Origin of the sequence: Massilia sp. CCM 8734 (genome assembly GCF_011682155.1) — a bacterium.
GTDB classification, from domain to species: domain Bacteria; phylum Pseudomonadota; class Gammaproteobacteria; order Burkholderiales; family Burkholderiaceae_D; genus Telluria_A; species Telluria_A rubra.
Genome location: NZ_WHJI01000063.1, coordinates 1 through 22,225, shown reverse-complemented (window position 1 = coordinate 22,225; position 22,225 = coordinate 1). Strand labels below are relative to the sequence as shown.

Below are 22,225 nucleotides of genomic sequence, written 5' to 3'. Positions count from 1 at the left end.
CGGCTGGAACGCTTTCGATGTCACCCCCTTGCGCGGGGAAGGGCAGGGGGATGGACACAGGTGGTTACTTTTTGGAGGATGGGGTCTTTGTGCTTTGCTCGCCCTCATTGGCGCGCTTGGCGGCATCCTGAGCGGCACGAACCTGGCCGCGCAGCTCAGCCGCTTCCTCGCTGGCGCGTTTGGATTCATCGCGCGTGGCGGCGACCAGCGCGCGTGCCTGCTCCAGCTCGCGTGCTGCGCTTTCCAACCGCGCCTGGCTGGCCTGTACAGCCATGTTGGCCGATGCCAGCTCGCGCGCCGCTTGCTGCGCCATCCGCTCTAGTTCCGCGATATGGGCAACGGCTGCCAGCTCGCGCGCCTCGATCTCGCCGGCGCGACGCTCGCTTGCATCGAACTTGGCCACTGTGACCGCTGCCGCTTGCTCGGCCGCCACGCGGGCCGTGCGTTCGACGGTCAGTTCTTCGCGCGCCGCGCCGAGATCCGCTTCCAGCCGCGGCATCGCCTCAAGGCGCAACTGGGCCTTGGCCAGCTCGGTTCGCGCCGACTCGGCCGCCTTGCGCTCGCGATCCATTTCGACCTGGCCTACCTGCCAGTCGAGTTCCAATTGACCGGCTTTGCCCTGCACGGTAGCCAGTTCTACCTGGAGTGCTGTCAGCGCGTCGACCTGGTTCTCGATCTCGGCAGCCTGGCGCTCATTCTCGGCGGCGAGATCGGCCGCTTCTTGCTGTTGTTCGGCCAGTTCCGTTTCCAGCGCCGCTTTCGCGCTGGACAGTTCCTGTCCCATAAATTCCAGGATGGCGCGCTGCACTCCCGCCGGCAAAGTCAATGCGCTGGCGATCTTCTTTTCCCGATCCGCGCGCCATTGCTGCAACAGCTTGCTGATGGTGCCCAAGCTCCCCATGTTTCCCAGTCGCTCGCGCACAGTGCGCAAAGCCGGGGTGCTTCCGGCCGCAACCATCGCGTCCGCGATGGCGGCTACCTGGGCCAGTGTAATGCTCGCTTCTCTACCCATCGATTGTTCTCCGTTTGTAATGATACGATATGATATGAATGAAATGATACGATATGATATGAATGAAATGATACGATATGATATGAATGAAATGATACGATATGAATTATCGGAGAACAAGCAACGTTGTACCTTTCTTCTGCAGCAAGTGTAGCGCGGTTTGCCGGAGATATAGCGGGTTCATGAACGCGTGATTAGGAAGCTAATCACGCGTTCAGCTCGCGTGAAAATATTTTTCCACCGTTTGTTGCATATAAGAAAAATCTATATACTGAGCGGCATAACCTCGATCCCGCACCTCGATCATGAAAACAGGTTTGAAGCGCATCGTCACGTTCGCCGTAGCTCCGCTGCTCCCAGTTACCCAACGCGCTTGGCGGTCACGCTCAGTCAGCGCTTTTGCCGCTGGAGTTCCCCGACTACTGCGTGTGAAAAAATACACCAATCATTCTTATCCCTCAAAACAATGAAAAAAACTTGCTTTGCCCTTGCCGTTCTATTCTCACAGACCATTGTCCATGCTGGTCCATTTCGCACCCTTACACAGAAGGAAGTCGATAAGCTGGTAGCCTCAATACCTGTGGTTGACAGCAACTCACGATATAGCAATATCGGCGACCGGCTAGCAAGTTACGGTTTGCGTGCAGTTGACGGAACGACGTATGGGTATGACAAAAAATCAGAGCTGGAAGCGCCTACCGACAAGGTCGGTGACGTCAACTATTCTATACACACGACCGAGACAACCGATGCTTTCCAGCGCGAGCATTGCAACTTCAGCAGCTTGCTTATGTTTCTCAAACGAGGAGGCAAGTATTTCCCCGAAAATCGCGGTGCGATGTGGATCATGACGGGAGAGTGCCGTTTACCACCACGGCACTAGCCAGGACGTTTTACGGCCCTTGGGGCGCGCGATTCGGGAGATAATCACGAGTTCACCAATTTGAGAACGTCGTAACCTCTTCTACACGGCATTGCGCGGACCCGAACAATCAGATATTGCCGTCCTGTTGCAACGCTTGTGCCTCCATCAGCACATCTATCAATTCACGTAACAGCAGTTGATCTCTCATCGGCAAAGAGCGTAAATCATTGAACATACTTACCATGCTTGCATCCGTAGCGCAGTCTTCCAGAAGCAACGACAGAGGTCGGTGGCGTTCGCCTTCGCCAAATCGGAGCCAAGCAGCATTCACACCGACCCAATCTGCTAAAACATGGATATTGCTTTGTGTAGGGATCGCTTGGCCCAGCAACCACTTGCGTGCCGCGTGCGAGGTAACTCTCGCTCCACCGCCTCGAAGATTAAAGCCATGCGCAACCTCTGTAGGAGCGCAGCTGAGCTCTGCTTGTTGAAGTGCGCTAATTAAGCGTTGCCCAAATAGAGTTTGTTCGTCCGCGCCTGAAGATGTCTTCATACAAGAAAATTTGAGGCCAAAACTACAGTATAAATCTTTTTCGCGTGTTGTCGATACCGTAACTGTTCAGCCTCTATGACAGGTAGGGAAAAAGTCCGAAATTTTGCTGAAAAATTGAATAAATAGAAGCATTTTTGCACGTCTTTTAAGCAAAATTTACTGGTTTTTGATAGTTCTTCATAGGGGCTGAACAGTTACTCGATACCGGTCATCAAGTTGACAACATATTCTTCCCGATCACGCCTGCTTAAGCAGCAAGTCAAGAAACGCCCGTAAAATTTTTCGGTCGTGTACCTGCAGTATTAGTACATCCTTTACCAGGGAGTCGTCGCCATAATCAGATACCGTACTCAGAAGGGGCCCTGTTGAACCATAACGCAACCACCACGGGTCCACCTCCAGCCACTCTGCCAATGCAATGATCTTTTCTTGCGTTGGAATCGACTCACCAACTAACCACTTCCTGGCTGCATGAGACGTAATATGTAAGTGCGGAAATTTATGATTAAACTTACGAGCTAATTCAGTTGCCCCTGCCAATTGATACGTGTTCTGCATCCTATTTAAAAGGCGCTCAGAAAACTGTACCCGAGCTTCATTCGCGGCGGCGGTATTATTCATTGCTAGCCCCTTAACGTAAGGGTTTAGAATACCAGCCTATGCTACACAATACCTCTACAGTAAAACAACTCCTAAAGCTTGTATCTTCTTTACTACGATTTTGTAGCGAGGCTTGCTACGGTCCGACTAGACAAATACGAAATTAAGTAAGACATTTTCCCAACGCTTCGCCAACATATTTTTCCAAATGGAAACGTAACTGTTCAGCCGCGTAGCGGCTGAACAGTTACCGCAAAACTAGGGCACTAATCATGCATTCCATCAAAAAATACCGCCAAGTCAACGGTCGAGGTATGGGCCGGCACTTCCGGCCCGATACCGCGCAATGGTTGGCGCGGATTTGAAATAGGCAGTAAGCATACTGCGCCCCTTGCGCGTTGCCCTGAAGGACGGCGGCGTTATGTGAAGCGAATCAAAGCAGTGTAAAAGATCAGAACCAGGCGAAACAGGCGCGGCCGTCGTCCCACGTCAGTTTACTCCGCATAACCATTTGCTTTCCATAAAAACGGAAAACCGGGTTATGAAGCCCAGTTCGCACCGTCCACGATGTGCCGCTGTGAGACAATCGGAAATATTCTATTGAACGAGCCCCCCTATGCTGACCGCACAGATGCCATTAGACGAACGGGAGCGCTTGCGAGCGCTGGAACAGCTCGACGTGCTCGACTCCGCGCCCGAGCGCGAGTTCGATGCGCTGGTGGCAACTGCCGCCTTGGTGTGCGACGTTCCGATCTCCCTGATCAGCCTGATTGACCGCGACCGGCAATGGTTTAAGGCCAATTTAGGCCTGCCCGGGGTGACCGAAACACCCCGGAACGTCGCGTTTTGCGCTCACGCGATCCTTGATGACGGCATCTTCGAAGTGCCCGATGCTCTGGCGGACCCCCGCTTTGCCGATAACCCATTGGTGGCCATGGCGCCTGACATCCGTTTTTACGCTGGCGCCACGCTGCGCTTGAGCGACGGCGCCCACGTTGGCACGCTGTGCGTGATCGACCGTGTACCACGCCGTCTGAGTGAGAAGCAGCGCGAGGCGCTGCGCCTGCTGTCGATTGCTGCCATCCAGGCGCTGGAATCACGTCGTATGGCACGGGCTTTTGCGGCCAGTGAAACCCGTTTTCGCACGCTCAGCGAGGCATCGCCGTTAGGCGTGTTCGCCACCGACGCGGCCGGCGCCTGCATCTACACCAATGCGCGCTGGCAAGCCATCTACGGCCTAAGCAAGGCCGAGGCTCTGGGCGACGGCTGGAACCACACAGTCCATCCCGACGACAAGGTCGCCGTCTTCGCTCACTGGCAGCACACAGCGGAACTTAAGCAAGAATTCGACATGGAGTTCCGGGTCCGCCGCCACGATGGCACAGTGCGCCATGTGCGCTCTGTTGCGCGTGCCTTGCTGGATGGCGATGACGGGGTCACCGGCTACGTCGGTTCGGTGGAGGACACCACCGAGCGTTTGCAGTCGCGCCGCGCACTCGACGAAGAACGCGAGCGCCAGGCAGCGATCATTCAGGGTACCGGCGCGGGCACCTGGGAATGGAACGTTCAGACCGGCGAGGCGCGCTTCAATGACCGCTGGGCCGAGATTGTAGGGACTACCCTGGACGAGCTTTCCCCCACAACTATCCAGACCTGGGCCAATCTGGCCCACCCCGAGGACATGGCACGATCCAGTGCGCTGCTTCAGAATCACTTCACGGGTAACACGCCGTACTACGAATGCGAGTCGCGCATGCGCCACCGCGATGGACACTGGGTCTGGGTGCTCGACCGCGGCAAGGTGCTGACCCGGACCGCAGGCGGCCAGCCGGAGTGGATGTTCGGCACGCACTTGGATATTACCGCGCGCAAGGCGCAGGAAGAACGATTGCGCAAGAGCGAGGAACTGCTGAACCGCACCGGCGCTCTGGCTCAGGTTGGCGGTTGGGAGGTCGACATTGCCAACGGCAGTATCCGCTGGTCCGAGCAGACTTGTCGCATCCACGGCGTTGAGGCCGACTACCAACCCCAGCTTGGGGAGGCGATCAACTTCTATGCGCCGGAAGCACGCCACATCATCGAGGCGGCCGTGGCGCAGGCCATGGCCGACGGCACGGACTGGGACCTGGAACTACCGTTCATCCAGAAGGGCGGTCGCAGGATCTGGGTGCGTGCGGTAGGCAATGCGGAGTTCGAGGGTGGAAAGCCTGTGCGGCTGTTCGGCGCATTCCAGGATATTACCCGGCGCGTCCAAGATCGCCTGGCTCTGGAGGCCGCTCAACAGCGCGTCACGCTGGCCACCGAAACCGCTGGCATTGGGGTATGGGAGCTGAACCTGCAAACCGGCATACTTACCTGGGATGCCCTGATGTACGGGCTGTACGGACTGCCTGAGGGATCTGGTACGGACGGTTACGCGCTCTGGGCTCGTCACCTTCACCCCGCTGATCGAAGCCGCGCCGAGCTAGAGTTCAATTCGTCCTTGGAAAGCGGTGCCGACTTTCGCTCCGAATTTCGTGTGATCTGGAGCGACGGCTCCGTACACTTTCTTCGTGCCGCTGGTACTGTGACACCTGACGCCGCTGGCAAGGCTCGGCACATCGTGGGCGTGAATTGGGATGTGACGCCACTGCGCGAGCTCGCCAACCAACTGGCCGAACAGCACGAGCTCCTTCGGGTGACCCTGCAGTCGATCGGCGACGCCGTGATCACCACCGACGCGCGCACCCAGGTGACTTGGTTGAACCCGGTGGCCGAGCGCATGACCGGCTGGCTGTCCGGCGAAGCGCTCGGACGACCACTGATCCAGGTCTTTCACATCGTCAATGAAGAGACCCGGCATCCCACAGAGAACCCTGTGGCCGCCTGTCTGGCGCAGGGCAAGATTGTAGGCTTGGCCAACAACACGGTGCTCATCTCGCGCAATGGCGATGAGTTCGGCATCGAGGATTCCGCTGCGCCGATCCGCAACCGGAGTGGCGACGTGCTCGGCGTCGTGCTGGTCTTTCACGACGTGACCGAACAGCGTCGACTGTCCGGCGAAATGAGCTACCGCGCCACGCACGACGCCCTCACTGGCCTGGTCAACCGCGCCGAGTTTGAGACCCGTTTGCGCCGTACGCTGGACAAGGCCCACGAGGAACGTAGCGAGCATGCCCTGCTGTACATTGACCTCGACCAGTTCAAGCTCGTGAACGACGCCTGCGGACACTCAGTGGGCGACCAGCTCCTGCAGCAGGTGGCCAAGCTGCTGCGCGAAGCCGTTCGTGCGCGCGACACCCTGGCCCGCCTTGGGGGGGACGAATTTGCGGTCATCCTGGAGCACTGCCCGTCCGACCAGGCCCAGCGCGTGGCACAGCAGATCTGTGACCGCATGGAGGACTTCAGGTTCCTGCACGACGATCGCCGCTTCCGCATCGGCACCAGCATCGGCCTGGTGCCTGTGGACCACCGCTGGGCAAGCACGGCCGCCGCCATGCAGGCGGCAGACACCTCATGCTACGCCGCAAAGGAGGCGGGCCGCAACCGAGTGCATGCGTGGTTCGACACCGACCAAGCCATGCGCGCACGTCATGGCGAAATGCAGTGGGCCTCGCGGCTCGAGCAGGCGCTGGATGAGGACCGGTTCGTGCTCTATGGGCAGCGCATCGAAACACTTTGCGAGGGCTCCACGGGCCTTCACGCGGAAGTACTCATCCGTTTGCTGGACAGCGATGGCAGCCTGATCCAGCCTGGGGCCTTCCTGCCGGCTGCAGAGCGCTTTCACATGGCCACGCGTATAGACCGCTGGGTACTCAAGCGCGCCGTGCAGCAGATCCTAGCCATGCCAGATGTGAGTGCTCTCGACACTTTATGCATCAACCTGTCAGGGCAGTCGGTTGGCGACCGGGCGTTTCACCGGCATGCCATCGACGCGTTGACCGAAGCTGGCAGCGCTGTTTGCCGACGCATCTGCTTGGAGATTACGGAGACCGCCGCCGTCACTAATATGGCCGATGCCGCAAACTTCATCGAACAGGTCCGCGCTCTCGGGTCTAGGGTGGCGCTCGACGATTTCGGCGCCGGGGCTTCGTCGTTTGGATACTTGAAGACACTCAAGGTCGATCTGCTGAAAATCGACGGTAGTTTCATCCGCGACGTCATCGACGATCCGCTGGACGCCGCAGCAGTACGCTGTTTCGTCGACGTGGCCCGGGTTGTGGGGGTCAAAACAGTCGCCGAGTTCGTGGACCGGGCGGAAGTGCTAGCGTACGTGAGCGAAATTGGCATCGACTACGCGCAAGGGTTCTTGCTGCACAGACCCGAGCCGATTGAGAACTTGTTCGGCGCTGTCAGCCACTCGCACGCTTCTGAATCAACATAGTTGCTCATCACTACGGTTTTGCATCATCCAGACACACACGCGTGCGAGGCGCCACGGGACAACAGCAAGCGACGCCTATTCAACCTAAGCTACTGCTAGTAGGGGAGAGCACCGAATTCGGAAAAAATCGGGCGCTAAGCTCGCTTACACCGGTTTGCGTTCCATTGCGCCCGGCGCCCGAATGTTCGCACAAGCAGCTTTATGTCTAGTTTAGGACGCAGTCATCACTATTTTGACTTGCAATCTTCTATAATTTGCGGATAATCTAATGGTTAAATATTCCGCGAAACCTGGGAGAATTGCATGACTACCGACACCATCGACCACACGACCCTCACCAAGCTGGCCGAGGCCGGCGTCGTGCGCAGCGCCCACGTGGTCGGCCAGGCCGGCGGCTGGGGCATCCTGGTCAAATACGGCATGACCGAGCGCGCCCTGGCGGCCCAGCGCAGCCAGCAGGTCCGGATCTTCCGCAAGCTCGAAACGCTCGTGGAATATCTGAAAGGCGTCGGCATCGCACGCTTCGACGTCGATGCCGTGAACTACGACGCGCGCAGCATCACCGCCACCAGGCGCCCGGACCGGGCCGCCGCGATGAAGGAGACGCACGCTGCAGCCGCCTACACGAAGTGGCTCAAGGCCGAGGTCCAGGAAGCGCTCGACGACACCAGCCCAACCATCCCGCACGACGAGGCGATGCGCCAGGTGCGCGCAGCAATAAAACTGGCGTAAGGGGAGCGCATGCACCTCATCCACTGGAAAAAACAAGCGATCAATGACCTCATCAAAATCGGCCAGCATATCGCCAGGGACAGCCCCGCCAGTGCGGAGAAAATGATTGACCTCATCGAGGGCAAGGTGACGCCCCTCGCTGCCCATCCAAACCTCGGCCGCGCCGGCCGCAAGCGCGGCACCCACGAGCTTGTGGTCCACGAAAGCTATATCGTGATTTACCGCGTACTGGCCAAGAAGGTCGACATCCTGCGCGTCAAGCACACGGCGCAGCAGTGGCCACCGGTGTCCGCTTAGCGGGTTATTTTTCCGGTTTCTGTGTTTCCCCTATTCTCCCCTGAAGAGTAAGAATTCATTCAATTTGCAACTCTGCAAAAGCAACAAATATTGCATTTATATATTGCATTACTGCCAACCATGCATGGTAAAATAAGGTATCTCCCGAGGCCGTCGCCAATAGAAAAAATGGCCGGATTAAGCCCTCCCCTCGTTAACTTGTGATATTGGAATAAAGCATGAGTAGAGCTTTGACCGTCTTACGTGATCTCGTTGGAGACAGTCAGCACAATCGCCTATTGCGCTTGTCATTTCCAAACCAGGACGCCCCTTCTGGTCAGTTGCTCCTCAACAAATGACCTCTGTCGGTAAATCTATTTCAATCGACGCGGGTACTGAAATTGCAGTTACCGCTGGGGAACCGTTGTCGCTCCACGGTAGGCTAGCTTGGTGATGAAGGCGGATGGCAGCATCGTGATCAACGGCAGCGAGATCAATATCAGCGCTTCGGGCACGGTATCGATCAAAGGCAAAGACATTCAAAATAATTAACGAGGCTGACATGCAATGTGATGCTTTTGGTTCACATTCCTCGCCGGGTATCCCGGTCGTGGTGCGCCGCCATGTTGAAGAAGCGGCAACTCGCTGGTGGCGTCGGGACTCAGCGTATATCGACAATTCTCGCACGCGCTTTCAAATTTTGCTGCAATACGACGAAACGATCGATGCGCATCTGGATGGTGTGCTTGTTGCGGAACAGCTCGGCTTGGACTTGATTGAGCGAGCACTTGCAGTGAATGCACCCGACGTTTCGGCCGAAATCTTCGTCGCCCTAGCCATTGCCTACCTCCGGGCTGACGACGAGCTCATCGCAACCATGGCTACGAAGGTGGCGAATCTTGCTGGTGCGGCGTGGGCGTACGAAGGTGTGTTCGGTTGGTTTGCCACCCCCCATGTCAGCGAAGCATTGGAAGCACAATTAGCCTCTACTAACTCGCGCTACCGTGATGCCGCGCTTGCCCAGTGCCATATCCACGGACTGACGGGCGGCGCGCACCTATTGGCGATTCTAGATGGCCCCTCGCAAGATCTTGTCTCCCGCGCCTTGCGCACTGCAGGGGAATGCGGGCGCATCGATTTAATTCCCACAGTGCTTCGCTGGCTCGAACCTAGCCGCGAGTCGACTCCGGCGATCCGATTTTGGGCGGCGTGGGCCGCTACCCTGTTGGGTGGACTGAACGACGTGGTGGCAGATGAATTGCGGTCGATCGTGGACCATGGCGGCAGCAATCAAAGTGCAGCGCTGCGCTTGCTGTGCCTGTTCCTTCCACGTCCGCAACTGCTGACGTACCTGCAGATGTTGTCACAATCGGCGATGGCGCCGACCTTGGTGATCTACGCCATCGGGTGGAGCGGTGACCCGGGCTTCGCGCCTTGGCTATTGGAACAGATGCGGATTCCGCCGCTCGCCGCTACGGCAGCGGAAGCATTTCGCCTAATAACCGGTTTCGATTGCGATTCCGATGAAGGCGACGCCATCAAGGAACGCCCATACGACCTCCCCGCTCCCAAAGCCGGAGAGGCCGAGTATCCGTATCCGGATGTAGGTAAAGTTTCGTCATGGTGGAACGCTTACGCAGCGCACTTCAACGGTGCTCCTCGTCTATTCCTCGGTTCACCCCTCAGTTTCGATTTGCTGGCCGAGGTATTCAAGCGAGGCGAGCAAGCACACCGTGAAATTGCAGCTCTCTATTGGGTTCTGCTGCGCCCGGGCAGCATGATCCTGCCAACGCGTGCACATAGTGCCATTCAGTGGAAACGTTTGCTCCAACTCAAGGAAATATCATCATGACCGCGACAAATATCTCGGACCCCAATGTAGTAGGAGACCCTGACACAACGAACGAAAGCGTCACAGAACTGGTCTTTCCGGTTGTAGGTTTAGTAATTGGTATCTTGGCTGGCTGGTCCGGCGATGGTTCACCGCTGGTCAACTTTGATGGCAACCCAGCGCTGGGGCCGGTAGCCGCTCGCGCATTTGCGATACTGACGCCAGCGGACATCGGGAAAATGGTGGCATTACAGTTTGAAAGGGGCGATATTGGTCAAGTCGCCGTGATCGGAATTCTGCATCAGTCCGCGTTGCGGAATGAGCCAGGCACGAGGCTGCTGCCAGCGCAATCGTACTTGCAAGTGATCGACAATGGAGACGAATTACGCTTAGTTGCGAATCGAAAGCTGACGTTGCAATGCGGTCGTGCGAGCATCACGCTTGACGTAGATGGTGGCGTCGAGATCCGTGGCCAGGACGTGCTTTCGCGTGCAGCCGGTCAGAACCGCATTAAGGGCAGCTCGATCTCGCTCAACTGAAAATTATCGATGAAAATCATCAATCACACTGGCGTTGCCGCCGGGTACACGGCGGCCACCGACACGAATGGGCGCCAGCATCTGCTTGTTGTCATTAAAGCTACCTATCGATTGCCCCTGGGCGGCGAGGCGGCGCAACTACTGGACACCCAGCTTGCCCCTACTCAGGCGGATACTGCCACAGGTAAGCCCGGTATGTCGGCACCGGAGTACGATTGCGACTATGTTCTGACCAAGCCGCGTTGTGAAGTGCTGTTGTTGGGCAGCGCTTATGCGCCCCAAGGAAAGCCTGCGCAACGGGTTGATGTGGGGTTTCGTGTCGGCGCCGTTAGTAAAGCTTTTCATGTATATGGTAAGCGCGCATGGCGTGCCAACCTGCTCGGCGTCGCGGCGGGGCCGGCCGAACCCTTCATACGCCAGCCAATTAGCTACGATATTGCCTTTGGTGGTGCCGAGAACAATCCAGCTAAGGGTGACAAACGGGCTGTTTATCTGGCCAATCCGATCGGGCGGGGTTTTCAAAAGAACATGAAGCGGTCGTTGGTAGATGGGGTGCCAATGCCGCAGACCCAAGCGGTGGGCGTACCGGTTAAGCATCCGCGCAAGGCTTACCGCCCGATGGGTTTTGGGCCGCTCGGGCGCAACTGGCCCGGACGCCTGCAATATGCAGGCACGTATGACGCTGCTTGGAGAAAAAATGTCTTCCCCTTCCTCCCAAGCGATTTTGACGAACGCTATTTCCAAAGCGCGCCACCGGATCAGCAGCTTGATGCGTTGCTTGGCGGTGAAACGGTCACCCTGCTTAACTTAACTCACCCTGCAATCACTCCGGCCGGCCGACTGGACTTTACCTTGCCCTCCCTTGCGCTTACTATCACCGTCCATCCGAACGGTGCGCCTCCAGAGACGCTGCCCGCCCGCGCAGACACCGTGCTGCTGGAGCCCGACTTGCAACGCTTTAGCATTATCTGGCGTGTAGCCCGACCACTACGCCGCAGTATCGATGAAATACGCCAAGTGGAGGTAGGTATGCCTACGCGAGCCGACCGTGACTTCGACCCGACTGAATGTTGCCGTGCGCCCGCAGCCCAGGTGCGCTTATGAGCACGCCGGCCATCGCAGTCCGGAGCGCCGGGCTGGTTACCAGCATCGGCCTCCGTACCGCATCGGCATGCGCGGCCTTGCGCTGCCGCCTGAATAATTATCTCGAAATTAGCTTCGTCGATCATGAGAAGGAACCCGTAACGGCCGCACCAGTGATTTGGGACGGCACCGGGGCTGGAGTGAGCAAGCTGTCGCACATGGCCGCGTCGGCGATCCGCCAAGCGCTTGCAATGCATGCCCACGTTCCACTCGCGTCGACGCCGCTGCTTCTGTGCGTTGCCGAACCTGGGCGGGTGGGCCGGTTGAACGACTTGGACAGCGGTTTATGGTCCAAGCTCGAACTGCAACTGGGCCAGGAGTTGCACGCCGATTCTCGAATCGTGGCGGAAGGGCAAACCGGCGTCGCCAGCGCGCTGACCATAGCTCACGACCTGCTAATCGCCAAAGGTCACGAGGCCGTTCTTATTGTCGCGGCCGATACCTTTGTCAATCAGGCCACTATCACTGGCTATCTTGACATCCGGCGCCTGCTAGCTACGGGTATCCGCGCCGGCTTCATTCCAGGTGAGGCCGCGGGTGCACTGCTGGTGCAGCGTAGCGATGAACAACGGGAGGTAGAACTTATCGTCTTGGCACAAGCCATTGCACTCGAATCCGCTACCCGAGACAGCGATCTACCACGTCGTGGCGCCGGGTTGTCGGCTGCGATTACCCGAGCGCTTGGAGAGGCTAAAGTGGATTCCAAGGCTATTCACTTATGCTTGTCCGATGCTAACGGGGAAGCTTACCGCTTTGAGGAACTGGCACTTGCCTTGACGCGCACCAGGATCGCTTCACCCTTATGGCTGGCGGCGGAAAGCGTGGGAGAGACTGGTAGTGTGGCGGGATGCTTGCAATATGCGTGGTTGCTCCAAGCTCAGGCAAGAAACTACTTGTATGCGAACCATACACTTTGCGTTTCGGGCAACGACAGCGGAATGCGCACAGCACAAATTGTTAGATGTCGATACCGCAGCGCGTACCGTAACTGAAACATTGCCCAGCAACCTATAAACAAATGAATTTAGGACGGAGATCAATATGGCCCATGAAGTGTACGCCAACGGACATGAAGTAGTTGCAAAGGCGGGAGATAGCATTACGCGGGCAAATTTTCCCGATGTCTGTTTCAGCCCTCCATATCCCGCTAAAGTTGGAGTGCCGGTTCCATATCCGAATACGGCTTACGCGAAGGACACTACAAATGGGTCACGTTCTGTATTTATTGGCGGAAAAGAAATTATGCAGCGCGATAAATCTTACTTAAAAGTGAGCACGGGCAATGAAGCCGCGACTGAGAACTTTAATAAAGGGATAATTTCCCAGGTCATTACGGGAAAATGTTACTTTCGATCGTGGTCGATGAATGTTTTTGTTGAAGGCTATAACGTCTGCCGCGAAAATGACTTAACAACGAATAACCACGGTTAAGTTATGGTTATTGCCCCAGCTATAGGAGCAGGAGCTGCTGCTTTAGGAACTGCAATACTTCCTGTCCTTATTACTGTCGTCGTTGTTGTAGTAGTTGTGGTGGCGATAGTGAAATTCGTGTCGTGGTTACTTGAGCCGACTGAGACTGTGATAGTTGGCCCGCTCGAAGAGGTTGGCCCCGCTACAGAGTTCAGTCCGCTCAACAATGAGGAAACAGAAGCCAGACTTCGTAAAACTGCCCCACCGGTAGTAGCTCCAGAACTTGAACCTCCACCGGAGCCTGATCCAAAGCCGAAGAAGGAAGGGAACGTTGGCCCGATTATTCATGTAGGAAAAGAGGAGGATAAAGATGAATGCGCCGAACAGCGTAAAAATTATCCTGTACACCCATATAAATACGCGTCGACTGTTGCTTCACCCTTGGATTCTCACCACGTTATACAAAACGCGCATTTTTGGCAGGACGAAGCGCCTGTAGAAACTATTTGTAAAGGTTATAAACAGGGCAATGCTCTTTGCATACCTCTACAAGGCCCATCCGGGGATAGGAACACGCCGCATGGTATTGTAACGAAGATGCAAAATGCAGATGGAACAGCGGCCCGCGCAAGCGGCAAACCGATGACCTTTGGCGATGCGATTGCCAACTCAAAAGCTCAACTTCGAGCTGCAGGCATCTCCGAAAAAGATGTAGCCTGTATTATGGTGGAAGTAGTGGGATATTTTAAGGCCACCTGCGAGGGAATTTCAGATGACACGATTATTCGCACTCCACGAAAAAACTTTGAAGAATAAAGTATAGATTATAGTTGAAAAATTTATAGGTTAACGGAGATTTTAGATGAACGCAAAGTCAGAAAGAAAAATACAAACCGCATTACTGGGTGCTGTTGAAAGCAGCAAAGCAGGCGAGTACCTGTTGATGGGAAACTGGAACTATCAGCCGGTCGAACCAGAAAATATTACATGTTGCATTGTTGCGGTAGACGCGACACAGACGGAGTTGAAGTGGCAAGTCAAATATAGTATTAAGGTTTGGGTAACTGTGATAGGTATGGTAAGCCGTGATTGCTACTGGCTCGGTACGGTCGATGGAGAAGTTATTCGTGTCCAAGGCGAGTCACGTCAAACTTTTAAGACGGATATTGAGAATGCGATTGGTTCTCTTTGGATTCAAAATTCGGACGACTTCTGGTTTGTACATGATCAAGGAGTTTCGCATTGGAAGGAAGGGAAAGTTATAAAGTCCGTTTTAAAAGGATGGTTTAATGATATACATGGATTAGGGCCAAACTTCGCAGTAGCGGCCGGTGCGGCAGGAAAGGTAATTCAGTTCGACGGGAAGGACTGGCGGGAAATCGAGTCGACGCCTACCAATACGATGCTAGTTTCGGTTTTTTGCGCTTCAAAGAAAGAGATCTATATTGGCGGCTGGAACGGCGTGCTATTCCAGTGGGACGGAAAAGATAGTTGGAACAGGATCGATATTGTTAGCGATAAAGGTATCGTTACCGATGAAGGGGTTTACGGTATTGTTTCATATCTAGGCCAAATATTCGTTGGGGCGGGTGCCCGTGGCGTGTACAAAATTGATGGGAAAAAAGCACTGAAAGTGCACACTGCTTATTCGAGTCGTCTGAATATTGTCGACGAGAAATTACTCGTTACCGGACTAGATTCGTTCGCCGAGTTCGATGGCAAAGAGTGGCGAACGGTTTCGGTTAAACTTCCACAAATATAGGGGTGCCCGCAGAATAAGGAAGCGGGCCGGTCACCGCTTTTGCGGCGTAGAAGCCCGGCCGTCCTACTGTTTATTCCGAACGGGTTTCCGCTAATTCATGCCGCACCGTCTGTTTTAGCGCCGCAGGCGCGCTCTTCTGTGTCCGGAGCACAGCGTCTTGCCGCATGGCCTGGACGCGCTTGATGACCCCAGGCATGTTGATCCTGATCGGGGTGGTCGGATTTTTTTTGTTCCACTCGTTGCGCCACGCACGCGCCTCTGTGACCATGGCCGTGTCGCCGGCGGCCAGGCCCTGCGCCCAGTGCTCGGCGATTTCCATGGAGCGCATGCGGTTTTGCCCCACCATATTCAGGGCCTGGCCCTTGGCTTCCTGGATGTCCGCGGTGCTGTTCGGCTGGAAGCCGATCATCTTCATCACCGCCTCGGCGTTGCTGGTGTCGTTGACGTTGTAGCTGCGGGCGTCGCGATAGGCACCGGTGATCATCATATCGGCCCCTTTGGCGACGTTGCGCACGGCCGCCGGCGTGACGTCGAGCACGGCGCCGGCCACGTCGCCGCCCAGCAGCTTGCCGGCCCCGGTAAACGCACGCTTGGCGATGTCGCCTGCAGGCCCGGCCAGCTCGCCCAGGTCGCGCGTGTACGAATCCTTCTTCGTCAGCAATCCCGTGCCCGGAATCAGGTTGCCCATTCCAAAGCGGCCGGCAACATCGACCGGCATGCCCGGCATGCTCGATACGCCCTTGAGGACGAAGTCCGCGCCGCCTTGGCCCAGGGTATCGGTCAGAAACGCTTGCTTCGAGCGCTTGCTTGAGAAGTTGTAGCCGAGACGCTGCAGGATGCCATCGATGGCGTCTTCCAGATCCTGCTCGAACGGCAGGCCGTCCGCGCCGCCCATCAGCAGCAGCACGGCCAGCATGTACAGCGCCGCGCGGCGCCCCGCCGCGCGCTCCTTCGAGCCAGGCGCGCCGGCGAAGGCCATGCGCGACAGCAGTTCAAGGTAGCCGATCGAGTACTGCTTGAACGTCATCAGCAGCGACCCGACGGCGCCCCGCGCCCATTTCGGCTTGTTGCCAGAATTGTAAATGCCCTGCGTTTGCGCTACCGCCTCCTGTGCGAACTTGGCCGGATCGGCGAACCCTTCGTCCACGGCCGTGCGATAGGCCGCAATGAAGGTAATACGGCGGTTGGTCAGCTCCGCCATGGCAAACAGCTTGCCCCAGCCCAGCGTGACCTTGGCCATGGCATTGTTCAGGTGGGCCCGGGTGTTGCCCGCCTTGGTGCCGTCGCCGGCGCGCAGCGCGCCCTTGCCCGACGCTTGCGCCTGCAGGTAATGCACTTCCTGGGGCGCGACGATCCCTTCCTCGGCCGCCCACTGCATCGCGGCGTCGAGCTGGGCGTCTCCGGTCACATCCTTGGCCGCGTCCCTCACGGCGGCCGCCAGGCGCGCGCCCGCCTTCGACAAGCCTCCGAACTGGCTCAGGTAGGGCAGGGTCATGGTGAAGGGCTGGGTAAGGTTGACCATGGCGGACGCCACCGAGCCGCCCAGGAACTGGGCGAACATCAGGCCCCCGAGCGGTGCCCCCGCTTCCGGATTGCGGATGTGTTCGCGCAGCTGCATTGCCGCGTCCGTCAATTCGCCCAGCTGTCTCGGGATTTCCGTGATGGCCTCGTCAATTTCACCCAGATGGGCATTGCCGGCGGTGAGCCGCGCGTTACTGTAGATGAAGCCGGCCAGCACCCGGCCGGCATCCTCCGAAAAGCCCGCGATGCCCTTGCGCTGGATCATGCGCTTCATCGAGCTGCGGTTGTTCTTCGCCAGCTTCAGGTAGGTCTGGTAGACCTCGGTGCTGGCCGCGCTCGCCTGGCTGTCGAGCCCCACCATCGAGCCGAACAGCTCGATCGTCTCCGGAGAGACGCCGGCGAACAGTTTATACGCGTCGGCCGACACGGTCCCGTGCGATACCTGCGCGCCAGGATGCTCGGCGCGCATGTCGCGCGCCATCTTCGACGCCTCGTACTGCGTCTCGAACATGCCGAAATAGACTTGGTCTTCCCCCTGCTGCACGTACACGGTGTGCTTGCCGAAGCGCGACAGCGGCGCGTAGCCGCGGTCCATCAAGTCCTTGCCCTTGTCCGACAGGTTCATGATCTGCCTGGCCGTGTCGAGGTGCATGTCGGCTTTCTCCGGGCTCAGCTGGGCCAGTGCGATAAAATGATCGCGCAGCAGCGCGGCGGCCGCCGGCAGATCCGGCGTCGCCACGGCCTGCTCCAGCATGCCCTTGGCGTCCTTGCCGCCCAGCTTGACCATTTCGCTGATCGTCAGGTTCGTCAGGCTCTTGTCGAGCGCCGCGCGGAACTGGCGGTACAACACGACCTGGTCGTCCGACAGATCGAACATCGACCGCAGCTCGGCATCGGACCAGACCACGCCGGCGCGCAGCTGGGTATCCTTGAAGCGGCTGTTGATGATCGAATCGTAGACATCGCTCGGGTTGTGCTGCCAGGCGCGATTCTGCTGGTCGTCAATAGTGCCCTTTTTTAGCAGGATGCGCGCCTTGTCGGCGGTGGACATCGCCTCGGCCTGTTCTTCGAGCACGTCGATCTTGACCGGCTCGCCGTGCGCATCGCGCGCCCAGGTCAATGTGCCCTCGAAGATCGGTGCCCCGATCGCCTTGGTATCGGCGGCCGTCAGTGCCTTTTTCCGGTTTTTGCCGACGATATCGGCCACGTTTTCCAGCTTCGGCAGCAGGGTCGGCGCCAAGTCAGCCGCCACCACGGCGTAGCGCGAGACGTCGCCCAGGAAGCGCTGCACGGCGCCATAGACGGCGGCAAATGCTGGCTGGCGTTTCGCCAGGTTGTCCATGGTCCCGATCGACTTGTGCCACCAGCTCAGTTTCCCCGTGCTGTTAAACAGGTCGCCAATGAGGTAGTTCGCCGGCAGGCGCACCTCGGCAATGCTGTTGGCGGCGCCGGCTAGCGCATCACCGAGGCTGTTGCGGCTGAAAGCGATGCGCGGATCGGCAGCGCCGACTGATGCATTTTTGCCCTTACGCAGCACCGCGCTGCCCGCAGCGGCCCACGGGTCCGCCGGCGGGAAGTCGGTCGCCGTCTTGCGGAAAATCTGCTGGATCAGCGCGCGCGCCTCTTCGTTCTTCATACCGCGCCAGTAGGCGGCCGCCTCAGGCATGCCTAGCCATTCCGCCAGGTTCGCCAGCCAGCGCTGTAGGGTACGTTCCACCTTGGCGCGCACGTCGGTCCGGGTGAAGGCGCCAGCGTTCGGTTCGGCCAGCACCGCAAGCGCTTCGTCAATGCCGCGCGCGGTGGCGTATTTTTGCCCGCCCTGCTTCAAGGCCAGCTGGCCCTGTCCAGTTCTTACCCAGCGGTCAGCCTCGGCCCGGAATGCCCCATCGCGCTGGTAAATCATGTTCATGCGGGTGATATACTCGTCGCCTGGCAGAAACCTCTGGAGTCCGTAGTGCAGCATTTCGTGGAAAAGGGTCCGCTGGACCTCCCGGAGGGTGGGCAGGGCGTCCCGGAACAGGTAGATGACGCCTTCGTACACCGCCCCGGACACGTGCTCATCACTTGCGACACCCGGGAGGACGCCGAAAGCGCTGTCGCGGATGCGGATCACGGGCTGGTGCTCAAATTTGCCAATGCGGTTTTCAACTTCTTTGGCTATCGCCTCGTCCGCAAGCCATTTCGCGCGCGGCAGCGCGACTGACGTTTCGCGCAAGGCGCGCCTGACCACGGGCGCCGGCGCTGCAGCGTCGCGCGTCGCGTTGTTTTCCGCCCAGGTCGCAACCATGATGGCGCGCACGGCGTCGACATCGCGCACCAGCGCGGCCACGTCAAAACGCGATCCGCGCAGGTTTTTGATCAGCTTGGCCGCCACTTCCATGAATTTGTAGGCGACGCTGCGGAACAGCGATCGGTCGGCCTTGGCCAGATCGGACCAGAACACCGGGTCCATCCACATGCCGCCATTAATATCGGCGATGACTTCGGCTTCCGCTTGATCCTCGGTGACATCCTGGAACCCGTTGGCCGCGAATTCGCGCGCCTGGCGGTCTTCCACCACCCCTTCTTTCAAGTAGGCGCGGATCTGCATGCGCAGCTTGGCGCCCAGCTCCGGAGTCGACTGCTCAAGCGCGTGCAGCGTTTCGTGGCCGGCAATTGCCAGCTCGGCGTTGCGCATGCCTTCGGTCAGGTAGGCAACGCCGTTATAGGCCACGCCCTCGAACTCTGCGTTCTTGCTTACGAAATTGACCTCGATGCCCAGCGCCTTGCCAACCTGGCGCGCCAGGGCGAACTGGGCATTGGGAGCGGTGCGCAGCGCGCGCACCGGTGCCATATCGGCCTTGGCCAGTTGGCGGTTGAGCTGTTCCGTCGCCTTCATGGCGCGCAGGAACTCGACGCCGCTCAGTTCAAGTGGCGCGACCGTGCCGGCATCGACGCCGGCCGGAAGTGTTGGAAGGGCAGAAACGCTATCGTCACGGAAATATTCCGCATCGCGGCTGTACAGCAGGTCGGCAAGCTGGGGACTTACACGTTGTAGGAGCCGCTCTGAAACCTGATCCAGAACGTCTCGCCCTCCGTCTCGTCCCGCCTCTTGTAGAACTGACTGGGTAAGAACCGCTCTCTTAAGATCAGACACCCCAAACGGAGGCGTATACGCTCCTCCACTGGATGGAAAGAATAGGTCATAAGCACTGCGTACCGATTTTGCAGCAGCGCTAAAATCCTCGTCCGTGAAAGGTACTGCATCCACTCGCCCGACGTCCCGTGTGCCTTCATCAGTGCGGTCAGTTCCGCGTCTGGAAGTGCTTCCACCGTAGGTTGGTCCCAACCCTTGCTTATCAGACCATTCTCCGAGATCGGATTGGTCAGCTCGTAGTGCCCCGGCAGATGCCCGAACGGGTGCGCGCTCGAAGCGGGCGCGGGCGAAGTTGTAGGTGACATCGGCGATCTCAGGGAAAAGGTGCAGGATGTTAGTGTAGGACGAAACCAGCATTTCCTGCAAGTTGTGGGCATCGTCGCCGTCCTGCCAGTCGATCGGGCGTACGTCAGCGCCGCCGGCTGTCCCCGTCGCCTCGACCTGGCGCGCGTGCGGCGCCAGGTGCTTGGTGGTGCCGTGGCGCAGCGCAGAGGAAATCATGTGCTCCGTGCGGCGGTACAGCGCCTTGTCGGACAGCCCGGCCGGGTCGCCGATGAAGACATGGCCGGTGTTGTGGGCGAGCGTGGCCACGGCCTGATAAACACCCGAGCCGGTGCGGCCTTCTTTCCAATTCGAGATATCGAGCCAGATTTCCTTGTTGCGGTTGTTGCGGTAGACGCTGGCCTGTTCGCCGGTCGGCGACGTGATGTGCCAGGCACGGTCGACGGGTGCGGCTGCATCTTCCAGATCGCCCTCGCCAACGAACTCGTCAACCGAAAGCGTCGGCGCCATGTCAGCCAGGATGCCGGCGAGGGTTTTGGCATTGCTGTCGGGCATGCGGAAAGCAGCGTCGTCGGTCGCGATCTGCGAAAATATGTTCACCAGTGGCGCATCCGTATCGATGCGCGCCCGGCTGAACATCAGCTTGTCCGGCGCCTGGCGCCTGAACGAGCCGTCCGGGCGCTGCAGGGGATTGGTGCGCTCCACGACATTGCGCGCGGCGCTCGGCCCACCGTTTGACAGTTCCCGGATGACAACTTCAAGCCGGGCGTTCTTTGCGTCCAGCTCGTCTTGTTGGGCGAACGGGCCGCCCTGGCGCGCGCGCAGCTCCGGCAGCGCGGCCACGGCAGCGTCGTAGCGGCGCTGATAGTTGGCGATGGCGTATTCCAACCCGGCTGGCGCCAGGGCCTTTTCCAGGTCTTCCACGGCCGTGCGCATGGCCGCCGTCGTGTACTCGGCGTTGTCACGCAATTTCGTGTCGCCGGTGGCCAGCGTCGAGCCGTCGGCGCGCAGCACCGCCAGCGACGTCCAGAAGCCTTCGCGGGTGCTTTCCATCGTCGCCTGCAGCTGCAGGCCCAGGTACTGCCCGATATCGATCGTCTTCGCTTCGCCGGCGGCCAGGCCGGCGGACGTGTCGGACGCCAGCTCGGCGATCGCACGCGCGGCATCGGTACGCGCGATCAACTTCTTCCCGTCGACCTGCATCAGGAATGTCTGCTGGTCCCCGATAGCCGAACCCACGGCGCCCATGGCGCCTTCGAGCGAGGACAAGCGGCGCCCACCGACCTTGATCGACACTTTTTTCTTGTCGTCGCCGCCCTGCTGGGCTTTGACGGCCGCCATGACGGCGCCGCGCGCCAGCGACCCATCGCTGAAATGCTCACCTTCGACATTGACGCTGCGCGTAGCCGCGTCCTGTTCCACATCAGCGATACCGGCTTGGATGGATGCCAGGTCCACCTCGGCGGCCCGCTTGCGGCCCGGATTTCTCGCGATCGTCGCTTCGGCGTCCTCGATCTGGCCGGTAATGCCCCACTCTTTGCGGGCATGCTGCCGCTTGAGCAGTTCGAGTTTGTCGATCTCGGACATCAGTTTGACGCGCTCCAGCAACATCGGATCGCCCGATGCCAGCGCCGCCAGTTCGGCCATGCTGACCGAGTCCTCGTCCTCGAAGTCCATCGAGAAAGCGCCGTCATATTTACGGATCGCATTGATGGTTTTCAGCTTGGACGCGTTGAGCGACCACATTTTAGCGTCGATGGTGCGCTCGGTTGCGTACGCCAGGATTTCGATCTCGAAGCGGTCGGTGCCGTATTTTTTCAGTAGTTCGTTGCCCTGGCGGATGCCGCGGCCTTCGCGTTGCTCAATGTCGGATGGTTTCCATGTCACATCGGCGTGGTGGATCGCCACCAGGCGTTTTTGCACGTTGGTGCCGGCGCCCATGCGTGGCGTCGAGCCGATCAGCACCCGGATGGTGCCATCGTTGACTGCATCGAAAATGGCCTGCTTCTGCGCGTCGGTGCTCGCTTCCTGGATGAAGCGGATCTCGGCTGCAGGAACGCCGCGAGCGATCAGGTTGTCCTTGGTCTGCTGGTAGGCATTCCAGCCGCCCGACTGGGCGTTACGCAGTTCTTCCATGTCGTTCGCGTCGAAGCGCTCAAGCTGCTCGCCACGCAGGCGCTGGCCAGCCTCGTCACCTTCG

At 58.6% G+C, this 22,225-nt stretch carries 15 protein-coding genes; 11 read left to right on the top strand and 4 right to left on the bottom strand.

Annotated elements, in window-relative coordinates; translation table 11 throughout:
* Window positions 1-64: 64 nt before the first annotated feature.
* Window positions 65-1,012 (bottom strand): DNA-binding protein, encoded by a 948-nt coding sequence (locus F2P46_RS33475; protein WP_166898562.1) that lies wholly within the window; start codon window positions 1,010-1,012, stop codon window positions 65-67.
* 223 nt (window positions 1,013-1,235) lie between these two features.
* On the opposite strand from F2P46_RS33475, the gene F2P46_RS33470 reads away from it, so the two are divergent.
* Complete coding sequence (locus F2P46_RS33470) at window positions 1,236-1,895, top strand: hypothetical protein (protein ID WP_166898560.1); 660 nt, start codon at window positions 1,236-1,238, stop codon at window positions 1,893-1,895.
* A gap of 109 nt (window positions 1,896-2,004) precedes the next feature.
* On the opposite strand, the gene F2P46_RS33465 is transcribed toward F2P46_RS33470, so the two are convergent.
* Together F2P46_RS33465 and F2P46_RS33460 are read right to left on the bottom strand one after the other, a co-directional pair.
* Window positions 2,005-2,430 carry a hypothetical protein gene (locus tag F2P46_RS33465; RefSeq protein WP_166898558.1) on the bottom strand — a complete coding sequence of 142 codons (426 nt, stop codon included), beginning with the start codon at window positions 2,428-2,430 and terminating at the stop codon, window positions 2,005-2,007.
* Window positions 2,431-2,667: 237 nt separating this feature from the next.
* The gene (locus tag F2P46_RS33460) at window positions 2,668-3,051 is read right to left on the bottom strand and encodes a hypothetical protein (protein ID WP_166898556.1); all 384 of its coding nucleotides are present in this window, start codon (window positions 3,049-3,051) and stop codon (window positions 2,668-2,670) included.
* A 595-nt stretch (window positions 3,052-3,646) separates the two neighbouring features.
* Here F2P46_RS33460 and F2P46_RS33455 point away from each other — a divergent pair.
* The 10 genes from F2P46_RS33455 to F2P46_RS33410 all read left to right on the top strand — a co-directional run bounded on the left by F2P46_RS33455 (window position 3,647) and on the right by F2P46_RS33410 (window position 15,086).
* Entirely contained in the window at window positions 3,647-7,393 is a 3,747-nt protein-coding gene (locus F2P46_RS33455) for a PAS domain-containing protein (RefSeq protein WP_166898554.1), read from the top strand.
* A gap of 303 nt (window positions 7,394-7,696) precedes the next feature.
* Window positions 7,697-8,125, top strand: coding sequence for a hypothetical protein (locus F2P46_RS33450; protein WP_166898552.1), 429 nt, complete (start codon window positions 7,697-7,699; stop codon window positions 8,123-8,125).
* A 9-nt stretch (window positions 8,126-8,134) separates the two neighbouring features.
* On the top strand, window positions 8,135-8,422 hold the full coding sequence (locus tag F2P46_RS33445; RefSeq protein WP_166898550.1) for a type II toxin-antitoxin system RelE/ParE family toxin: 288 nt from the start codon (window positions 8,135-8,137) through the stop codon (window positions 8,420-8,422).
* 541 nt (window positions 8,423-8,963) lie between these two features.
* Entirely contained in the window at window positions 8,964-10,253 is a 1,290-nt protein-coding gene (locus tag F2P46_RS33440; RefSeq protein ID WP_166898548.1) for a hypothetical protein, read from the top strand.
* Window positions 10,250-10,771, top strand: a complete 522-nt coding sequence (locus tag F2P46_RS33435) for a DUF6484 domain-containing protein (protein ID WP_166898546.1) — start codon at window positions 10,250-10,252, stop codon at window positions 10,769-10,771. The genes F2P46_RS33440 and F2P46_RS33435 overlap by 4 nt, the downstream gene beginning before the upstream one ends.
* Window positions 10,772-10,780: 9 nt before the next feature.
* Window positions 10,781-11,875 carry a DUF2169 domain-containing protein gene (locus F2P46_RS33430; RefSeq protein WP_166898545.1) on the top strand — a complete coding sequence of 365 codons (1,095 nt, stop codon included), beginning with the start codon at window positions 10,781-10,783 and terminating at the stop codon, window positions 11,873-11,875.
* Complete coding sequence (locus F2P46_RS33425) at window positions 11,872-12,906, top strand: hypothetical protein (RefSeq protein WP_166898543.1); 1,035 nt, start codon at window positions 11,872-11,874, stop codon at window positions 12,904-12,906. The genes F2P46_RS33430 and F2P46_RS33425 overlap by 4 nt, the downstream gene beginning before the upstream one ends.
* A 49-nt stretch (window positions 12,907-12,955) precedes the next feature.
* Window positions 12,956-13,345 carry a DUF4150 domain-containing protein gene (locus F2P46_RS33420; protein ID WP_166898542.1) on the top strand — a complete coding sequence of 130 codons (390 nt, stop codon included), beginning with the start codon at window positions 12,956-12,958 and terminating at the stop codon, window positions 13,343-13,345.
* 3 nt (window positions 13,346-13,348) lie between these two features.
* Entirely contained in the window at window positions 13,349-14,140 is a 792-nt protein-coding gene (locus F2P46_RS33415; RefSeq protein ID WP_166898540.1) for a hypothetical protein, read from the top strand.
* Window positions 14,141-14,186: 46 nt separating this feature from the next.
* Window positions 14,187-15,086: a hypothetical protein gene (locus tag F2P46_RS33410; protein WP_166898538.1), complete on the top strand. Its 900-nt coding sequence runs from the start codon at window positions 14,187-14,189 to the stop codon at window positions 15,084-15,086.
* A 70-nt stretch (window positions 15,087-15,156) separates the two neighbouring features.
* Here the strand turns inward: F2P46_RS33410 and F2P46_RS33405 are convergent, their stop codons facing one another.
* Window positions 15,157-22,161: a PLxRFG domain-containing protein gene (locus F2P46_RS33405; protein ID WP_208296883.1), complete on the bottom strand. Its 7,005-nt coding sequence runs from the start codon at window positions 22,159-22,161 to the stop codon at window positions 15,157-15,159.
* Window positions 22,162-22,225 lie beyond the last annotated feature (64 nt).